Source organism: Polaribacter litorisediminis (assembly GCF_019968605.1).
GTDB classification, from domain to species: Bacteria; Bacteroidota; Bacteroidia; order Flavobacteriales; family Flavobacteriaceae; genus Polaribacter; species Polaribacter litorisediminis.
The window spans coordinates 824,128-842,201 of record NZ_CP082966.1; the positions used below are offsets into that span (position 1 = coordinate 824,128).

Annotated in this window: 19 protein-coding genes; 11 read left to right on the top strand and 8 right to left on the bottom strand. The window is 30.7% G+C overall.

What is annotated here, in order from left to right; translation table 11 throughout:
• Positions 1–154 precede the first annotated feature (154 nt).
• From K8354_RS03560 to K8354_RS03570, 3 genes are all read left to right on the top strand, one after another.
• Positions 155–1,042 carry an ABC transporter ATP-binding protein gene (locus K8354_RS03560; RefSeq protein ID WP_223445432.1) on the top strand — a complete coding sequence of 296 codons (888 nt, stop codon included), beginning with the start codon at positions 155–157 and terminating at the stop codon, positions 1,040–1,042.
• 2 nt (positions 1,043–1,044) lie between these two features.
• Positions 1,045–4,341 carry an ABC transporter permease/M1 family aminopeptidase gene (locus tag K8354_RS03565; RefSeq protein ID WP_223445433.1) on the top strand — a complete coding sequence of 1,099 codons (3,297 nt, stop codon included), beginning with the start codon at positions 1,045–1,047 and terminating at the stop codon, positions 4,339–4,341.
• Positions 4,342–4,563: 222 nt separating this feature from the next.
• Positions 4,564–5,082 (top strand): hypothetical protein, encoded by a 519-nt coding sequence (locus tag K8354_RS03570; protein WP_223445434.1) that lies wholly within the window; start codon positions 4,564–4,566, stop codon positions 5,080–5,082.
• A gap of 17 nt (positions 5,083–5,099) precedes the next feature.
• Here K8354_RS03570 and K8354_RS03575 read toward each other — a convergent pair whose 3' ends face one another.
• Positions 5,100–7,223, bottom strand: a complete 2,124-nt coding sequence (locus K8354_RS03575) for a helix-turn-helix domain-containing protein (RefSeq protein ID WP_223445435.1) — start codon at positions 7,221–7,223, stop codon at positions 5,100–5,102.
• 235 nt (positions 7,224–7,458) lie between these two features.
• Between K8354_RS03575 and K8354_RS03580 the strand changes: the two genes are divergently transcribed.
• The 6 genes from K8354_RS03580 (at position 7,459) to K8354_RS03605 (ending at position 12,462) form a co-directional block, all read left to right on the top strand.
• Complete coding sequence (locus tag K8354_RS03580) at positions 7,459–8,052, top strand: ankyrin repeat domain-containing protein (protein ID WP_223445436.1); 594 nt, start codon at positions 7,459–7,461, stop codon at positions 8,050–8,052.
• A 12-nt stretch (positions 8,053–8,064) separates the two neighbouring features.
• On the top strand, positions 8,065–9,171 hold the full coding sequence (locus tag K8354_RS03585) for an acyltransferase family protein (protein ID WP_053975135.1): 1,107 nt from the start codon (positions 8,065–8,067) through the stop codon (positions 9,169–9,171).
• A 20-nt stretch (positions 9,172–9,191) separates the two neighbouring features.
• Positions 9,192–9,899, top strand: a complete 708-nt coding sequence (locus K8354_RS03590; protein WP_053975134.1) for a DUF6090 family protein — start codon at positions 9,192–9,194, stop codon at positions 9,897–9,899.
• 87 nt (positions 9,900–9,986) lie between these two features.
• Complete coding sequence (locus K8354_RS03595; RefSeq protein WP_053975133.1) at positions 9,987–11,018, top strand: serine hydrolase domain-containing protein; 1,032 nt, start codon at positions 9,987–9,989, stop codon at positions 11,016–11,018.
• 1 nt (position 11,019) lies between these two features.
• Positions 11,020–11,886: a CPBP family intramembrane glutamic endopeptidase gene (locus K8354_RS03600; protein WP_053975132.1), complete on the top strand. Its 867-nt coding sequence runs from the start codon at positions 11,020–11,022 to the stop codon at positions 11,884–11,886.
• Between the two features lie 96 nt (positions 11,887–11,982).
• The gene (locus tag K8354_RS03605; protein ID WP_053975131.1) at positions 11,983–12,462 is read left to right on the top strand and encodes a thioredoxin family protein; all 480 of its coding nucleotides are present in this window, start codon (positions 11,983–11,985) and stop codon (positions 12,460–12,462) included.
• A gap of 752 nt (positions 12,463–13,214) precedes the next feature.
• On the opposite strand, the gene K8354_RS03610 is transcribed toward K8354_RS03605, so the two are convergent.
• The 3 genes from K8354_RS03610 to K8354_RS03620 are packed head-to-tail and all read right to left on the bottom strand — an operon-like array spanning position 13,215 to position 14,689.
• Positions 13,215–14,159 (bottom strand): HipA domain-containing protein, encoded by a 945-nt coding sequence (locus K8354_RS03610; RefSeq protein ID WP_053975130.1) that lies wholly within the window; start codon positions 14,157–14,159, stop codon positions 13,215–13,217.
• Positions 14,149–14,484, bottom strand: coding sequence for a HipA N-terminal domain-containing protein (locus K8354_RS03615; protein WP_053975129.1), 336 nt, complete (start codon positions 14,482–14,484; stop codon positions 14,149–14,151). Before K8354_RS03615 ends, K8354_RS03610 begins: the two co-directional genes overlap by 11 nt.
• Entirely contained in the window at positions 14,471–14,689 is a 219-nt protein-coding gene (locus K8354_RS03620; RefSeq protein WP_053975128.1) for a helix-turn-helix domain-containing protein, read from the bottom strand. Before K8354_RS03620 ends, K8354_RS03615 begins: the two co-directional genes overlap by 14 nt.
• A gap of 474 nt (positions 14,690–15,163) precedes the next feature.
• On the opposite strand from K8354_RS03620, the gene K8354_RS03625 reads away from it, so the two are divergent.
• The gene (locus K8354_RS03625; RefSeq protein ID WP_053975127.1) at positions 15,164–15,583 is read left to right on the top strand and encodes a DUF6943 family protein; all 420 of its coding nucleotides are present in this window, start codon (positions 15,164–15,166) and stop codon (positions 15,581–15,583) included.
• Between the two features lie 69 nt (positions 15,584–15,652).
• Here the strand turns inward: K8354_RS03625 and K8354_RS03630 are convergent, their stop codons facing one another.
• The 4 genes from K8354_RS03630 to K8354_RS03645 are packed head-to-tail and all read right to left on the bottom strand — an operon-like array spanning position 15,653 to position 17,266.
• Positions 15,653–15,826: a hypothetical protein gene (locus K8354_RS03630; RefSeq protein WP_176966505.1), complete on the bottom strand. Its 174-nt coding sequence runs from the start codon at positions 15,824–15,826 to the stop codon at positions 15,653–15,655.
• Entirely contained in the window at positions 15,823–16,068 is a 246-nt protein-coding gene (locus K8354_RS03635; RefSeq protein ID WP_053975126.1) for a hypothetical protein, read from the bottom strand. Before K8354_RS03635 ends, K8354_RS03630 begins: the two co-directional genes overlap by 4 nt.
• Positions 16,069–16,079: 11 nt before the next feature.
• Positions 16,080–16,508 (bottom strand): DUF5675 family protein, encoded by a 429-nt coding sequence (locus tag K8354_RS03640; protein WP_053975125.1) that lies wholly within the window; start codon positions 16,506–16,508, stop codon positions 16,080–16,082.
• Positions 16,508–17,266 (bottom strand): hypothetical protein, encoded by a 759-nt coding sequence (locus K8354_RS03645; RefSeq protein ID WP_053975124.1) that lies wholly within the window; start codon positions 17,264–17,266, stop codon positions 16,508–16,510. The genes K8354_RS03640 and K8354_RS03645 overlap by 1 nt, the downstream gene beginning before the upstream one ends.
• A gap of 201 nt (positions 17,267–17,467) precedes the next feature.
• Between K8354_RS03645 and K8354_RS03650 the strand changes: the two genes are divergently transcribed.
• Positions 17,468–17,659 (top strand): hypothetical protein, encoded by a 192-nt coding sequence (locus K8354_RS03650; RefSeq protein ID WP_223445438.1) that lies wholly within the window; start codon positions 17,468–17,470, stop codon positions 17,657–17,659.
• Positions 17,660–18,074 lie beyond the last annotated feature (415 nt).

An 18,074-nucleotide genomic window follows, 5' to 3' on the forward strand; every position in this document is an offset into this window, starting at 1 on the left:
AGTAGTGATAAATAGTTATTTAATAGTGATCAAGTTCGTTTATGTCCTTTAAAAGTGTTTGTGTCACGGCTAGTTTGGAGTGTATCCCAGATTCTTTTTCTTGCTAATAATAGTGGATAGGTTTGCATATCTAATCAATTAAAAAATGAATTATATGGAACTTGTTATTGACAATCTATCAAAAACGTATGCTAATGGAGTTAAAGCACTTCAAAATATTTCTTTAGATATCCCTACTGGAATGTTTGGCTTATTAGGCCCAAATGGAGCAGGAAAATCTACATTAATGAGAACCATTGCAACTTTACAAGAAGCAGATCAAGGTTCCATAAAATTAGGTGATATAGATGTTCTACAACAAAAAAATGAGTTAAGACAAGTTTTAGGGTATTTGCCTCAACAATTTGGTTTGTATCCAAAAATATCTGCGGAAGTATTACTAAATCATTTTGCAGTATTAAAAGGTGTCATCAATAAAAAGGAACGTCAAGAATTGGTAAAAGCACTTTTGCATAAAACCAATTTATATGATGTCAGAAAACAAAATTTAAAAGGATTTTCTGGTGGTATGAAACAACGTTTTGGAATTGCTCAAGCTCTAGTAAACAACCCAAAACTATTAATTGTTGATGAGCCAACTGCAGGGTTAGATCCTGTAGAACGAAACCGCTTTTACAATTTATTAAGTGAGTTAGGGGAAAAAACAGTGGTTATTTTATCTACGCACATCGTAGATGATGTTAAGGAGTTGTGTACAAATATGGCAATTATTAATAAAGGCCAAGTTTGTTTAAAAGGAAAGCCCCTAGAGATTTTAGAAAGTTTAAAGGGAAAAGTATATCAAAAAACAATCGAAAAATCAGAATTAAACCTATACAAAGAAAACTTTCAGGTGATCAGTGAACGATTATTTCTAGGGAAACCTACCATTCATATTGTAAGTGAAACGAATCCTGGAGAGGGTTTTACAGCCATTAATGCAGAATTAGAGGATGTATATTTCTCAGAAATTTTCAATGTTACGAACGCTAAATCTATATAATTATGTGGTATGAAATTTTTAAGTTCGAATTACAATATCGAATTAAACGACCAGACACGTATGTATTCTTCTTATTTATATTTCTGTTTTCAATTATTGGTGTAGATTTTGTTTTTCAAGGTTCTGAAATGGGACTTTTGAAAAGAAATTCACCCATAGTAATAGCTAAAACCATGGGAGCTATCACCGGTTTATGTATGATTTTGGCTTCGATGATTATGGGTGTTTCTGTGTTGCGCGATTTTGAGTACGAGATAGAATCATTACTATTTTCAGCACCTATCAAAAAAAGAGATTATTTAATTGGTCGATTTTTAGGAGCATTTACTGTTTTACTGTTTGTATTTACAGGAATTATTTTGGGTATGATGTTGGGTGAATTTATGCCCTGGATTAGTCCAGATGAGCAATTGGCTTTTAATGCATTTGTTTACATAAAGACCTTTCTAATAGTAACGTTACCAACGTTGTTTTTTGGTGCAGCATTGTTTTTTGTAACAGGAGCTTTAACTAGAAATTTAATAGTTGTATATACTCAGGGTGTTATTTTGTTTGTAGTGTTTTTGTTAACCAAAGCAATTACTAATGATTTCTGGCAAGCTATTTTTGATCCATTTTCATTAACAACAACAAGCTATATAACAAAATCTTGGTCAGCCTTAGAAAAGAGCACTCATGAACTTCCTTTTATTGGTGCATTGTTATATAATAAATTATTTTGGGTTGTTTTAGGAGTAATCGCATTAATTTATGGGTATAAAAAATTTAACCTTAATATAGTTAAAGAGAAGAAATCTAAAAGAAAGCAAGTTCAAAAGTTGGTAGCTAAAAGTACTAATTTAGTTGGTGATGTGGTGATTCCTAAAGCTAAAAAACAATATGGTTTACAATATAAATGGACACAATTAAAAGAGTTTTCATGGTTTTATTTTATTAGTATTTGTAAGCAGCCATCATTTTGGGGAATTGTTATTTGCGGAATGATTATTATTTTAGTCAATTCTGTAAATCTTGGAACTGTATATGGCGTTGATAGTTATCCTACAACCTACTTCATAGTTGAGGAACTTCAGGAAACGTCTTATTTTTTCTTTATCATCATCCTTGTTTTTTATTCAGGAGAATTGGTATGGAAAGAAAGAGGTGCAAAGCTGAATTTAATTTATGATGCTACAGCCATGTCTAGTGTTGTAAGGTTAGCTGGAAAGTTTATTGGTTTAAACTTAATTTATATAGTATTAATTGTTGCTCTAATTAGTTCTGGGATAGTATTCCAAACGATAAGTGGTTATTATAAGTATGAATTCCAAGTCTATTTTAATGGATTCTTTTTAGAAATTCTACCCGTATTATCCATTTTTACCTGCTTAGCATTTTTCATACAATCTTTAGTAAATAATAAGTTTGTAGGTATCATTTTGGTGATTGTATTTAGTATTGTCAATGTGGCCATTGCTGTATTAGGATTTGATCATGATTTACACTTTTTTGGAGGAAGTTCCTTAGGCGCTTATTCAGATATGAATGGTTATGGGCATTTTTTACAACCCTATTTAATCATCAAATTGTATTGGTTTCTTTTCGGAATTCTATTGTTAATTATAGGGTCTTTGATTTCTGTTAGAGGAAATGAAACAAATTTAATAAAACGAATAAAAATTGCTAAGTATAAGTTTAGCAAACCGCTTTTAAAATTTACTGACATCATTCTTTTTACTTTTATTATTATTGGAGGATTTATATTTTACAATACGAATATTTTAAATGAATATTGGAGCAATTCTGAAGCTACTGAATTCAGAGTAGCCTATGAAAAAGAATTGAAGCAATTTGAATATATAACGCAACCAAAAATAGTAGATGTAAACTTACAATTAGAGCTGTATCCTTCTAAACGAGATTACAAAGTAGAAGGCTACTATATGTTAAAAAACACATCAATTGAAAACATAAAATCCATCCATATTCAAAAACTTTTGGAAGAAAATGTTAGGATAGACAGTATCGCTTTTGAAGGTGGTTTTACAACTAATAATCAATACAAAAAGTTTGATTATTCAATTTTTAACCTGAAGAAAGCTTTACAACCTGGTGATTCTGTAAAAATGTACTTTAAGCAAAGTTTTACAACCAAGGGCTTTGAGCAAGGAAATTCTAATAGTAACATTGTTTACAATGGTACATTTTTCAACAATGAACAGTTTCCAACATTAGGTTACAATAAAAAGTATGAACTTCAAGATGAAGATGAACGAAGAGACCATAACTTATCAAAGAGGTCTAAAAAGGCGAATATAGATGATTCTAGAGAATTAGTGAATGCGAGATCTGGTGGTGATTCTGATGGGATTCAATTTGAAATGATTATTGGTACATCCAAAGAGCAAACAGCTTTGGTTCCTGGAGATTTATTGAGAAAATGGACAGCTAATAATCGTAATTATTTTCATTATAAAACAAATGCACCAATTATTAATTTTTACGCCATAGTTTCTGCTGACTATGAAATTAAAAAAGACAAATGGATGACAAGCAATAAGGGGAATCCTGATCCTGTTGAACTTGAAATTTATTTTCAAAAAGGACATGAATATAACATCGATAGAATGATGAGGTCTATGAAAGCTTCATTAGATTATTATAGTAACAACTTCAGTCGGTATCAATACCAACAACTGCGTATTATGGAGTTTCCACGTTATGCAACATTTGCACAATCTTTTCCTGGAACGATTCCATTTTCAGAATCCATTGGATTTGTTTTAGATATTGATGACGAAAAAGATGTAGATATGGCTTTTTATGTGACTGCACATGAAGTAGCGCACCAATGGTTTGCCATGCAAGTGGAAGCTGCGAATGTGCAAGGACAATTGATGGTATTAGAAACCTTATCACAATATGCAGCAATGATGGTTTTACAGCAACAGTATTCCGAGGAAAAAGTGCAACAGTTTTTAGCGCTTCAAATGGATAAATATAAAGAAGGTGTACAAAAAGAAAGTAAAGAAGAACCCTCTCTTGCTCTAGTAGAAAATCAAGATTATGTCTATTATGCAAAAGGAGCAATCAATATGTACGAACTTCAAAAAAGGATAGGAGAGGAGAATGTCAATAAAGCACTTAAACGCTTTCTAGAAGATTGGAATACAACAAATGGAAAACTAAAATTGCAGACTGATCGATATGCAACAACTCAAGACTTACTTGGGTACTTCAGAGAGGTTACACCAGTTTCTCAGCAGCATATAGTTACTGATTTATTTGAAAAAGTTACACCTATAGAACTGGATTTGTAAATATCATTTCAACGGTTGTGGTTGTTCTCAAAACAGAATAACCTCAACTATTTCATTCAAAATTAAAAACAATTCAATATGAAATGCTCAGTCTGCTCAAATCAAATAAGTGAAAAATATTGCTCAAATTGTGGTCAATATTTTAAAGATAGTAGAGTTACCAGTATCACAATTTTATGGGGTTTATTTGAAAGTTTTTTTTCTTTAGAAAAGTCTATTTTTATGAATATAAAAATTGCACTTTTTGCGCCAAGAACAATAGTTTCCAACTATTGGAACGGATTTAGAAAATATTATTTTACACCTTTTCAATTCTTTACAATAGCCTCTTTATCGCTATTAATAAATTACTTTTTTTTTAATAATTTTTTGGGGCTGTCATTAACAGTTAATATTTCTTCACATCTTGCTATTTTAGCTTTGAATATTGTATTGCTAACACTTTTTAGTGCTTTAGTTTACATAAAGTTCAAGAAAAATATTTTTGAGCATTTAATTTTAAATATTTACAATGTAAGTTTATGGACAATTCTATTTGTTCCCATTTCAATTGTTTTGAGTTTAGTATTTGAGAATACTGATATGGCAAGATTTTTCTTTATTCCATTTCATTTATTGATTTTAATCTGGAATTCTAGATCTTTTGAATTGAGTAAATTAAAGCGTTTTCTTTTTGTAGTTTTAAATTTGAGTTTGTTTTATGGAACTTTACTTTTTTTAATATACTATAGCAACCTATAATTTTTGAATCATATAAGCTATATCAATTCTTTTTCTTTTAAAGATTTTTTTAAACGGTTATGATTTTCCCAAAATCTATCTTCTATCTTTTGAAAAACTTCATCATATTTAGGGTGATTAGAAAGAGATTTAACTAATGGATCTTCTTCAAGAAACAATAATATCCAATATTGGAAACCATCTTGCAAACTAAATTTATTGTAAGCTTCTATAGCTTTATCTGGTTTATTTTCATAAATATATAGCATAGCTAAACTTGCCTCTTTATAGATTGACTCATCTTTATCCAAGTAGTCTTTATATTTATTAATATATACTTCCTCTTTATCAGAAAATCCCATTTTTTTATAGGTATAAGCAATTTTTATGTTTTCTGCAGGATACAGGTCAATTTTATTAGTTGAAAGTATATGAATATATTTCTCGTAAAAAACCAATGCATTATCGTAATCCTCTTGAAAATAATACGTTTTGGCTAATTCTTGAGTGATATCAGCGCGAGTAGTATCTTTTCGCCACTCCAAAAGCATTTTTTTTCTCAAGGAATTTAAATCTTTGTTGTTAGCATAATCTATAAAATTTTTTAAGTAAGTAGAATATTGATTTTCAGGATTATATTTTAAAGATTCTTCAATGTATTTTGAAGCTTCTTTAGCAAACCCATTTTGCACTAATGCATTACTCAAGTTTAGATAGATAAAGCTTTTAGAAATACTATCGTTAGCTTCTACATTCAATTTTATTCCTTTTAATGCATACGTAAGATACTTATTTGTATCTGGAACAACTCTAGCATATAAATCAGATAAAATTAGTACTACAGAGGAAGCATTTGGGTTGTAATCTAGTGCTTTTTCAAGGTAAGGTATTGCTAACCTAAATTCGTTTGCGTTTATATAATATAGCGCTTTTGCAATCAGAGACAATTCAGAGGTAGAGTCATACAACAAGGAATTGTCTGCAAATTCATTTAATTTGTCTAAATATTTCTTTTCAATTTTATTAACATCTAAATAATAGTAACAAATTGCAATTTGAGCATGTGCATTAGCGTATTTTGAATCTTTTTCTATCGCTTTTTCAAAATTCAGTATGGCCTTATTTAAACCTGCTTCACTTTGCTCATTTTGATTTTCTAATCCTTTTAAATAATAATCATAAGCCAATATGTTTTCTGTTGGTTTTTTATTTATTTGTTGCAACTCTGCTGGTGTTACTTTTGCTTTTATGGCTTCTGCAATTTTTTTTGCAACCGTATTTTGCAATGAGAATACATCTACAACCTTATTGTTATATTGTTGTGCCCAAATTGGCATATCATTAGAAGCATCAATTAATTGAATGTTTAGTAAAACTTGATTTCCAATACGTTGTCCACTTCCTTCTAATAAATAGGCAACATTCAATTCTTCAGCAATTTCTATTACAGTTTTATTCGTGTTTCTATATTTTTCAACAGATGTTCTACTAATAACTCTTAAATCTTCTATTTTTTGTAAGTTGTTAAGTGTAGATTCCATAAGTCCATTTACAAAATACAAGTTTGTAGAATCACTACTCATATTTTTAAAAGGCAAAATTGCTATAGACTTTTTAGAATCGTTAAAACTTACTTCTGATTTTTGACTATTGTTTTGAATAAACAGGTAGGAAACAATAGCAATTATTAAAATAGTAGTCAAAACAACTGGGTTGCGATATTTTTTAAAAAAGCTTGTGTTATCTTCTTCAACAAAAATTTCAGCTTCAATTTTTTCAGCTTCAATTTCTGGTTCAATTTCTATTTCAACTTCTGGTTCTTCAGTAGTTTCTTTTCTAGATTCTCCAGGAGAAAATCCGTAATGCTCTCTAAAGCATTTTATAAAGTAAGAATTGTTGCTAAACCCAACTTGATAGGAAATTTCAGAAACAGTAAGTTCTGTTTCCTTTAGCAATTCCATTCCTTTTTGAAGACGAACTTGCCGTATAAATTGACTTGCACTGAGTTCTGTTTGCTTTTTTATTTTTCTAAGCAAATTTGAACGACTCATATGCATCATGTCAGCCAACTCAGAAACCCCAAATTGTTCATCAGATAGGTTCTCTAAAATAAGCGCTTCAGCTTCTTTAATAAATTTTCCTTTGTATGAGATCGTAGACATGTTGTTTTTGATTACCCCAAAAGTATCAATTTTTATTTTAAAATAAAACGGATTAATTTTAAAAATCCCCGTTTAAAAAAGCGGTTTGCGTCATAATTTATATCGCTGCATCATAATTTTCAATTGATCATCAAACTTTATATATAAGGCTACATAAGGGTTGTAAGCAAACTTAGTTCTTGTTGCATCTTTGTATCAACAAAAATAAAGTTATTAATCATTACAAATTTAAATTATGAAAACACTTAAAATCACCTCAATTAAAATGACAGTTCAGATGTTGTTACTTACACTTTTATTAACAAGTTCATGTGCACAATCTGATAAAAAAACAAACTCAGCTAAAACTACTGAAACAACAAAAAGTGTAACCAAGCCAAGTATGGATATCCATGCAGCTGTACTCACTGGAAATTTAGAAGCAGTAAAACAACATATTGAAGCTGGATCTGATATCAATCAAAAAGAGGCAATGTCTGGTTCTACACCATTAATGTCTGCAGCCACATTCAATAAAACCGAAATCGCAAAAGCATTAATCAATGCTGACGCAGATTTAACTATTAAAAATAATGATGGAGGTACAGCTTTGCATACTGCAGCATTTTTTGGACGAATAGAAATTGTACAATTATTAATTGATGCCAAAGCAGATAAAACGGTTCGTAATAATTTTGGAGCTACACCTAGGGAAATAGTAATATCCGACTTCGCTCAAATGAAACCTATATATGAAATGTTAACTCAACAATTACAACCAATGGGCTTTACATTAGATTTTGATGAATTGCAAAAAGCAAGACCTGTTGTTGCTATGATGTTACAATAAAAACAAAATACAATGACAACAGAAAGAAGATACGATATAGATTGGCTAAGAGTAATAGCCATTGGTTTGCTATTGATTTATCATATAGCCATTATTTTTCAACCTTGGGCAATGTTTATAGGCTTTATTCGAAGTGAAGAAGCGTTAGAAGGATTGTGGAAACCAATGACGATGTTGAATGTTTGGAGAATTCCTTTATTGTTTTTTGTATCAGGAATGGGTTTATATTTTGCAATGAAAAAAAGAAATTGGAGGCAATTATTACTAGAAAGAGGTAAAAGAATTCTATTGCCTTTTGTTTTCGGTTATTTTGCAATTACACCATTACACATGTATATTTTTCAAGAGCATTATAATATGTCATTGAGCTATTTTTCGCATATGGGGCATTTATGGTTTTTAGGAAATATTTTTGTCTATGTATTATTGTTGTCTCCGCTGTTTTTTTATTTAAAGAAAAACGACGATGGTAAATTTAAAAAAATAGTTTCTCAAGTTATGAGTTATGCTATGGGGCCAATCTCTATATCGCTTTTTTTTATGTTAGAAGTGTTTTTTGTAAAACCACAATTATTTGAAATGTATGCAGAAAACTGGCACGGATTTTTTATAGGATTTCTAGCATTCTTTTTTGGATACCTCTTTGTCTATAGTGGAGCTTCCTTTTGGCAAACAGTTTCAAAATGGAAATGGTTATATATTGGTTTGGCAACGATTCTCTTTGTTATTCGTTTTACAGGATTTGAGTCAATATCAAATATGTACTTTACTTCTATAGAATCAATCTCTTGGATATTAGGTGTCTTTGGACTTGGTTATTGCTACCTAAATAAACCAAGTAAATTACTTAGCTACTTGAGTGCTGCTGTTTATCCTGTGTATATCATTCACATGTTTGTGTTGTATGTAGGAGCCTTATTAATTTTGCCTATAGAGCTGCATCCTATGTTACAATTTATTGGAATTACAATCTTCACATTCATTTTTTGTTTCTTAATTTATGAATTCATCTTAAAAAGGGTTGCATTCTTGAGACCTTTATTTGGTTTGAAATGGAATTTTAAAACTGTGGAATCAAAAACGTTGAAAACATCTAATATCAAATCTGAAGCTTTATAATCAAATTTAATTCTTAAACCATGATAAAATTATTTAGAAAAAATAGACTAAAAATGCTAACGAATAACAAAGTTGGAGCTTATGTAGCCTATGCAGCTGGAGAAATTATTTTGGTTATTGTAGGAATTCTTATTGCTTTAGCAATTAACGAACACTCAAATAATGAAAAGAAATTAGAATTAAGGAATTCTTATATTAATCAATTAAATAATGAGGCAGATCGAAATCTTAAAAAGCTTAGTGTACTGAATAATGAGGCAAACCAAATGCTAAAAGATTTAAATACAATATTTAAATTACTATTAGATAAAGATTATGATAATCCTAAATTAGCAACAAAATCTTTTTTTCTAATTGTTTCAAAGAAATTTTTTCCAGTAACAATAACTTACGAAAATTTAAAATTTTCTGGTGATGTAAAACTTTTTGATGATTTAAATTTAAGGAATACAATTTCTGAAACTTACGAAACTTTTATTCCTATAGAAAAACTCGAAGCTTCAGAACAACAAGCAATAGAGGCCTATTATGAGAACTTTTTAATGCCTAAAGTTCAATTTAGAAACATGGGTATTACTTCAGAAAGTTATGGAAAAGATATTTATTTCGAAAATATGGTTTTAACCAGAATGACCACTATTGCTCAAAATAAAGAGGCATATACCAATGCTATCGAATCATTAAAGAAACTGAAAAATACGTTTGCTGAATTACAAAATATAAATTAAAACATGCTTGATTCTAGATTGGTTTATTGTTTAAATTTTGATTTGTATTTTACAAAAAAATAAAACAATCTAAAAATCAATCCTATTATGAAACAAAATAAAACAAAAAAGATGCTTAAAGTATTACTTATTCTTGCCAGTTTATTTTCATTGACTTTTGTTCCATGGACTTTAGTTAAAGCTTGGGGGAAACCATTACCAGATACAATTCAAGAACAATTAGACGAAGCTCTTAATTATGATTTTGAAGGAATGATTGTTTATATTGATAAAGCAGATCAAGAACCTCAAAGTTTTGCTTCAGGTTGGCATAATCGAGAATCTAAAATTCCTGCAAAAAGGGATGCTTTATATAAAATTGCTAGTATTAGTAAATTGTATGATGCAGTTGCTGTTACTAAATTAGTAAGTCAAGGTCGTCTTTCTCTTGATAAAACTTTAGCAGACTACTTACCAGAACTTAAAGGTCAAATAGAAAATGCAGATAAAATTACATTAAGACTAATGATTCAGCATAAAAGTGGTATTCCTAATTTTACAGATACTCCAAGATTTTGGGAAAATCCAGTAAGAACTTATGAAGAAAATCTTGCTTTAATTACAGGTAAATCTGCAAATTTTGAACCTGGTGAAGATTATGAATATTGCAATACAAATTATTTGTTGATTAATAAAATAATGGATAACGAATTAGGTTTTAACAATTTTCAATTCATAAAAAAAGAAGTTTTAAACCCATTGGGTTTAACAAACACATATAGTTCGCTTAAAGAAGTAAATATTGATAATGTAATGAGTGGCTATCACATTGGCTATCCTTATGATGTAAAAGAAAACGATTATGGAATGCACGCATCTGCAGAAGACGTTGGTGTTTTTCTTAGAGCATTAAACAATGGGGCTTTATTTAATGAAGGTGAGCAAGAAATATATTCCTCTATTTATGAATATGAACATTCTGGTTGGGTTCCTGGTTATCAAAGTTTTGCAAAATATTACAAAGATATTGATGCTGTAATTGTAACATTCTATAACACAACCGATCCTAAACTGTATAATTGGAATCTATCAGAAATTATAAATAAAAGAATTTATAAAATAGTAAAAAAACAAAAATAGCATGAAAACACAAATTCAAGAAAGATCCATAGAAAGAAATAAAACTTGGAAAACAATCTTTCTATTTCTTGCAATCGTTATTCTTCTTACTTCACCTTTTCATTATGCCATAGTTAATTTATATCCATCACGAATATATGTTGGAGCTATCATGTGGTGTCCTGCAATTGCTGCATTTATTACCCTAAAAATAAAAGGTCGTAATATTTCATCGCTACATTGGAATTGGGGAAATTGGAAATATATCCGATGGTCTTATATTGTTCCTGCCTTATATGGTATAATCACTTATGTGCTTATTTGGATTTTCGGTTTTGGAAATTTAGCCAATAGCGAAGCCATTACTGAATGGGGAAAAGAACTTGGCTTATTTGGCATAGGCACTTTAAACCCAACATCAATAACGATCATAGCTATTATGTTGTTAGCAACTATAGAGGTTATTAGAGCCTCTGCAACAACATTAGGGGAAGAAATTGGATGGCGAGGATTTTTTATCTATGAATTAAGAAAGGTTCTTTCATTTACTGGTGTATCAATTTTTAGCGGATTGATATGGTCTTTTTGGCATTGGCCATTGCTAGTTTACTATAGTAACAATGTCCTATTAGAATTTACAACGTTCACTATCGTAATTGTTTCTATGTCATTTATCATGACTTATTACACGTTTAAGTCTAAAAGTCTATGGCCAGCAGTAATTTTTCATGCAGTCAGTAATGTATACATTCAAAAAATAATGCCACCTCTAACTATAAAAGTTGAAGGAACAGAGCAATGGCTTGGCGAAAACGGAATTATGTTTGCAATTGTTACCTGCATTTTTGGAATTTACTTTTGGAAAAAAGGATTGAAGGAACAATTATAAATCAACTTACCTCTTAGGTTTTACGGCTTGGTAATTTTAATTTTCCAAAGTATTAACCTGTAAAAAAAACAAATATCACATTAAAAATACAAACAAATGAATCACTCTGAAAACACATCAAACAATGCACCCAAGGTTGTTAAACGTAAATCTCACCCATTTTGGCAATTTTTTTGGCTCACTTTTCTTGTTGTTTCGCTTTGGTATGCTTGGTATTCATTCTATGCGTCATCCAACGATATAACTTGGACAAATGACATTGAGTCCGCACAAAAGCTTGCTGTCAATTCAGACAAAAATATCATGATATTCTTTACAGGGACATGGTGCTCTCCTTGTAAAATAATGAAACGTCAAGTTTTTGCTGATGATGAAGTTAAGAAAGCTATGGATGAGAAAATTATATCTCTAGAAATTAATATTGATGATCCGAATTCTCAAGCGCTAGTAAAGCAATATAATATCGGTGCAACACCAACAACCATTTTTATTTATCCTTCAGGAAAAGTGATTGATTATGCTGTTGGAAAAGTGGATAAATCAAAATTCCTTGAAATGATTAAAAGTTTGAAATAATTTTTTAATTAATAAATGTATAAATAATAAAAAAAAATGGATCAAGTTTCCTAAACCTTAGAATGTAGAAATTCAATAATTAAAAAGACCATGAACTCTATAAAGCATTTTTTTTAATAAAGATCATATAGTTCTTTATCGGTTATTATTTCCTCAAAACACAAAATTCTTCAAAGCTAAGTTACATAATGCGCAGTTATAGTCCTCTTTCGTAAACTACAGGGTCTATAACGCCATTATGTAAAATAGCAGCTTTCCAACGCTCAAATAGTTATTATCAATATCATTTTAGCAGTTTAATAATTAGTGTTCTTGTTCAAAGAATATTAAATGTAAAGCCTTACTTTCATAGCTCAAATTCGTAAGTAAAATCTATTACTTATCTCATTCAAGCTGCACAAAACCATCGCTAAGTCCAAGTATTCCTTATCTCAAGTCTTTGTTTGTTTCATTTCACTAACCAATAGATTTTAGTCCACTTTCCCCACCACCCTTTCAAAGGTGTAGGTTCCAGCAATTAGTAATGTTTGCCATGTGTCTGCGGTAGTTTCACTCCATTCTATCAATTCACCTCAATGCTTCCTTTCATCCAGCAACTTCGGTTTCCTTTCTCTCATTCCATTCAACCACCTCAACACTGCGCATAAAAAAAGAACGTTTTGAAAAAAAAACGTTCTTTCTTTATTTTTCCAATACGACAACATCACTAATTACCTCTACCTACGCGCTTTTCCCCTGAAAGTTAGTTTGAATTATTCAATGCGTTGGTATCTAATTTCTAAAACAGTTTTGTAAGCTGTTTTCATTTCATTCGATAAAAAAGAAGTATTGATCAGTTGTATTGCTTTCAGTTTATTTTTTAATATACGTTTAAAAACGCCTTTAATTTGTTTGTCTGTTAAATCCAAGTCAATGCCTAATTGTTCAAAATGTTCTTTTTTTAGATTACTTTTTTTTCCTGCTAAGGTCAAAGCAAGTTCTTCTGTGTCCTCTGGCAATACAATAGTCACATTCAATAAATCATAGGCTGGGGCCAATGTCCAACCAGAAATTCCTTCAATCATAGAAAAATTCTTCAAATGCATATCATTATTACCTGTTAAAAAACTAAACAAGGCCAATTCAAAAAAGAAAATTTTATCCAATTGTGTATTACTCGAATACTGCCCAATGGCTTTACCTATTTTTTCCATAGAACTTTTATACTTGTCAAAAGCTTCTGTAATTTGAAAAAAATCAATCATATGTATTTTATCTCCTTCAAGGGTTCTATCAATACGTTTGGTGATATACGATAACTCTCCTGATGTCAATCGTATCAAACTAGAAGGCACTACGTTAATACCAAATGCTTCTGCAATACGCATGGTCAAATGCTCGTTTTCTGGCATTTCTTTAAATTCTAAGGAAGGTGGTTTAAAGATGTAATTACCTCCCAAAGCTCCAACTACAGTAAGTCTTGGTGTTTCTTTTGTAGTATTGTTGGTATCCAAAGACATCGATAGTTTCGGTTGCACTCCTGGTACAGCAATACTTCTAGAGATTACATCTTTAGCCAAAGCATCCATTTCTGTAATACCATATGGGAGTTCTGGTGGGGTAGTAGTCCCAAAGAATTCCAAAGCACATCTTTCATGAAAATCAATTTCATTTACTAAGGCTTCATAACAATACAAACAATGTTTTTTAGTTTTCATGAGGCTCTTTTATAGGTTCAACACTTACAGCGCCTATACAGTTTTGGCAACAAGCCAACAGTAAGCCCATTCTGTCATTTTGTTTAATCTTCCAGTTTTTAGTAGCTACGTTTAATAACCATCCTTCTGGGATCAATCCTTCAAAAAAAGCGAACAAGCGATTATTGATATAAGGTGCTGTTCTCACTGGCATACTAAAAGTAATAAATGCTTCTGGATGCTTTTCAACATAGACTGCACCATAAGCAAAAACATAATCTCCTTCGTCGGTTTCTGTAATCGTACCTGCCAAAATTTCTTTGTAATATACCTTACCTTGTCTCATCGTCTATATTTTTTCTTTCTACGGGTGCTAGTTCATGGCCAAACATAGCCAAAACCAAATTCACTTTTTCTAAGTTCAAATTGGTTTTACCTTGTTCTATTTTACGCACTACTGTTAAAGCAACTCCTGCGCGTTCTGCAAACTCTTCTTGGGTTAGGTTTACTTCTTTTCTGCGTTTTTTTACAAATTCTGACAATAACTTCATTATATGCTTTTAGATATAAATAATAGCAAATATACTAATTTATATGTTTTTAGATATAAATTAATAAAATAATATTATTTTATATGCTTTTAAATATAATGTAGGCTTAGAAAATCACCAATTTTATACGAACAAGAGTAATTTTTAATGAAAATTACCCTCGTTTTTAATATAAAGGTAAATACGACCCGTAAAGTATTCCTTTCAATTATAGGATAAAATAAAAAAAGATAGCAAATATAAGTGCCTTGCTCCATCCAACGCTAAAAGGCTATAAAGGTCAAGCCCTACGGGTTTTAAATAAAACTTTTTTTAATAGCCTTTTTCTTTTTAAATAAACATTTTTATAAAAAAAACTTTTATTCAAAAACCTTGACAGCCTTTCCAAAGGCACTTTTCATAGGCATATCTCTTTTTAGTTCCAAAAAAATTATGTGCGAAGCGTAGCGAAGCATAATTTTAAATTGGATACCTATGTCAACTTTTCAAATCAAGACCCACCAACCAGGGCGCATCTATCACAAACCTCATTTTTTTATATTGAACAAAGGACTAAATTCTGGAAAGCCATTTACGGCTCCAGTAAGAAATTCTTTTGTTGTATCTACAGAAAGCGTAGAACAAAAAGAGGCTCTATTTCATCTATCGTATATGCTTTTAGAGGCTAAATGCTATCGTTTCTATCTAAAAGGGTCTGTAATCCCTTTTATTTATATTGCAGATGTTAAAAATTTATTGATCAAAAATAGCAAGTATTTTGGTCAAAAAGATTTTGAAACCAAGCTAAAAGCACTTAAAAAAGTAGAAGAATTAGAGGTCGTTTTTCAAAACAAACTAAAAGCTATTCAAGAGCTCAAATCTGTTCTTCTAAGATATTGTAAATTAGAACATTAAGCACAAAAAAAGTCCGATCAGAAGATCGGACTTTTCAATCCAGTAAAGGTTACCAAATCAAAACTGGACTTATTTTTTACGCTTAGTAATTTTTTTTAAGGAATAGGAAACCATAAAACTAACAGTAGCTCCAATCACTGCTAAAATAATAGTTTTTAAAATATCTTGTGTAAATATTCCTGGACTAATACTTAACAGGGTACCAGATGCAGTTCCAACTTTTAAGTGAAGGTCTGTTCTCATGGTCCTTGATCCTTTTTAGTATTATTTTTTGATTCTATTTCTTCGGCAACTGTAACTTGACTCACAGCAGAAATGACACCTCCAGCAACCGCAACATATCCTGCAACAGTGATTACTGCAGCTGGCAATGTAATGGGGGCAGCCAAAAGACTTCCACTAACTGCTAATAAAGACAAACCAATGGTTCTTAAAACTCTAAAAAATTTAGGTGTGGGTGCTTTTGCACGTTCTTGAATGTTCATAATAAAATAGTTTAAATGAATAATTGACTTTTAAAATAGGATAGGGAAGAGGTAATTCGCAATTGCACGGGTGTATTTTTAGCAAGTACTGGTAATACCAAACTCGTTAATTTATGGAATGCTTTTCTTGACAAATTTCCTTTTCCAATCCCTGTATGATAAGATACAGGTGCAATACAGCCTTCTAATTCTTTGATGGCATCATTTGCTGGATGCAATAAAATCAAACTTCTACCAGGTACATCTTGTAAATGTATATGATGTTGAAATTTTTGACTGTAACGTTTCTGTAAATTGTACAATCCTTCAGGAACACAAGAAATATTTTGTTCATTTTGGATCCATGGTAGCTCAATCGTATAACAAATCAACTGCCCATTCCAAAGAAGTATTCCTTGTGTCCCTTCAGGAAAATAAGTTCTGTGTAAGACCAAAATCATTACACACCTCCATCAACTTTTACCAAAGAAAGCGCATTGTAAGCTCCATTTTTCAAAGGATACATTTGCCCATTTACTTCTTGATAAAATTCAATACCCAATGCTAAAAACAACGGATGTGTACTATTTGCAGTCACAGCATTACTTAAGTTGATGACAGCTGTAGCAGTAGCATCCCAAGGTAAAATGCCAGTTTCTGAAGTTGCCACCACAGAAGTTTCATTTTCAAAATCAATTTCTGCCCCTCCAGAAATGACTTTAAAATGAGTGGTTCCACCTGGAGCAGCAATCATATTACTTGGAATAAAAGTAGGGATATCAATATCCAAAGTTCCTGCGACACGATCTATAGTAGAGGTGAAGGCAGCAAACAAACTAGAACCTAGTTTCCCATTAATATTGAATTCAAATCCAGTCAATAATTCTGCTTCGCCATCAATAACATTTCTCAATCCACGAATACTTACAGTATCTGCTTGTATTACTTTCACCATAGATTGATGTAATCTACTTACCACTCTATTGTCAGATGCATTTAATAGAAGCAAACGCAATGCAACTCGCAACACTTTACCAGCTTTTCCTGCTCTTCCAAATTCAGAACCATTTTCTCGGGTTCTTTGAAACGCAGGATCATTTGCAATTCTTTGAGCGTCTACGCCTCCTTTTTCTCTGGCCAAATGACCATCTTTTGTTTTGTAAAAAGTAATATCTCCAATAGTACCTTTTAGTTTAATAATTCCTTTTTGTCTTGCCATAATTTCTAATTTTTAATGATTATACACTCAAATATTAGAGGTTTTGATCAATAAAAAAAGAAGGGGTTGTTCTAGATGTCACTCAATGGTACAAATGGCAAACAGCGTCATTAATAGTGGGAATAAGTTGGCTAAAAATCAGTATATTGATGGTGTAAGACAACACCATAGTAAAAGTATAGATAGTATATGAAAAAAGAGATGCAAAGAGTATGCATCTATCCAAAAGACGTTCAGATCATTACTGGTAAAAGTTATCGTCAAAGCGTTAGATTGGTGCATAAAATTAAAATAGAGCTCAATAAAACTACCAAAGAGTTCCTAACTATTGATGAGTTTTGTGAGTACACAGGCATAAAATATGAACAAGTTTCCCACTTGATTTTAGGCTAAAACACTAAAGAGGTAAACTTCACACAATTCATTTCAAAACTCAAACTAACATTTTTAAATACCAGTTCATTTATTAGTATAGTTTCTATAAAAATTACTTTGAAATAGTTTCAATTTTTGTTATCTTTATATTATACAATTTAGTGTTTTTTAGTAGGTAAAAATAGGGGTCTAAATCGGTGTCACTTTTCAAATAAAATTTGTAAATAACTGATTATCATATATAATATAAAGAGGTTCAACACCCTCTTTCTCCGCAAAACCCTTGTTAATCAAATGATTTTCAAGGGTTTATTTTTTGAGTTGACAGTGGAGTTGACAGTTGTGGGTTTTAAAATTCTCTTCATTTTTTTATTTTTCTTATAAATAATTTACTATTTCTTCTGTGATTTGAATGTATAAACTAATTAATTGT

Coding starts and splice junctions, on each gene's coding strand:
- K8354_RS03595 (WP_053975133.1), top strand. CDS start 9,987: ATGAAACAAAATAAAACAAAAAAGATGCTTAAAGTATTACTTATTCTT.
- K8354_RS03590 (WP_053975134.1), top strand. CDS start 9,192: ATGATAAAATTATTTAGAAAAAATAGACTAAAAATGCTAACGAATAAC.
- K8354_RS03620 (WP_053975128.1), bottom strand. CDS start 14,689: ATGAAGTTATTGTCAGAATTTGTAAAAAAACGCAGAAAAGAAGTAAAC.
- K8354_RS03565 (WP_223445433.1), top strand. CDS start 1,045: ATGTGGTATGAAATTTTTAAGTTCGAATTACAATATCGAATTAAACGA.
- K8354_RS03615 (WP_053975129.1), bottom strand. CDS start 14,484: ATGAGACAAGGTAAGGTATATTACAAAGAAATTTTGGCAGGTACGATT.
- K8354_RS03580 (WP_223445436.1), top strand. CDS start 7,459: ATGAAAACACTTAAAATCACCTCAATTAAAATGACAGTTCAGATGTTG.
- K8354_RS03610 (WP_053975130.1), bottom strand. CDS start 14,159: ATGAAAACTAAAAAACATTGTTTGTATTGTTATGAAGCCTTAGTAAAT.
- K8354_RS03650 (WP_223445438.1), top strand. CDS start 17,468: ATGCAAAGAGTATGCATCTATCCAAAAGACGTTCAGATCATTACTGGT.
- K8354_RS03605 (WP_053975131.1), top strand. CDS start 11,983: ATGAATCACTCTGAAAACACATCAAACAATGCACCCAAGGTTGTTAAA.
- K8354_RS03570 (WP_223445434.1), top strand. CDS start 4,564: ATGAATATAAAAATTGCACTTTTTGCGCCAAGAACAATAGTTTCCAAC.
- K8354_RS03625 (WP_053975127.1), top strand. CDS start 15,164: ATGTCAACTTTTCAAATCAAGACCCACCAACCAGGGCGCATCTATCAC.
- K8354_RS03600 (WP_053975132.1), top strand. CDS start 11,020: ATGAAAACACAAATTCAAGAAAGATCCATAGAAAGAAATAAAACTTGG.
- K8354_RS03645 (WP_053975124.1), bottom strand. CDS start 17,266: ATGGCAAGACAAAAAGGAATTATTAAACTAAAAGGTACTATTGGAGAT.
- K8354_RS03630 (WP_176966505.1), bottom strand. CDS start 15,826: ATGAGAACAGACCTTCACTTAAAAGTTGGAACTGCATCTGGTACCCTG.
- K8354_RS03575 (WP_223445435.1), bottom strand. CDS start 7,223: ATGTCTACGATCTCATACAAAGGAAAATTTATTAAAGAAGCTGAAGCG.
- K8354_RS03640 (WP_053975125.1), bottom strand. CDS start 16,508: ATGATTTTGGTCTTACACAGAACTTATTTTCCTGAAGGGACACAAGGA.
- K8354_RS03560 (WP_223445432.1), top strand. CDS start 155: ATGGAACTTGTTATTGACAATCTATCAAAAACGTATGCTAATGGAGTT.
- K8354_RS03585 (WP_053975135.1), top strand. CDS start 8,065: ATGACAACAGAAAGAAGATACGATATAGATTGGCTAAGAGTAATAGCC.
- K8354_RS03635 (WP_053975126.1), bottom strand. CDS start 16,068: ATGAACATTCAAGAACGTGCAAAAGCACCCACACCTAAATTTTTTAGA.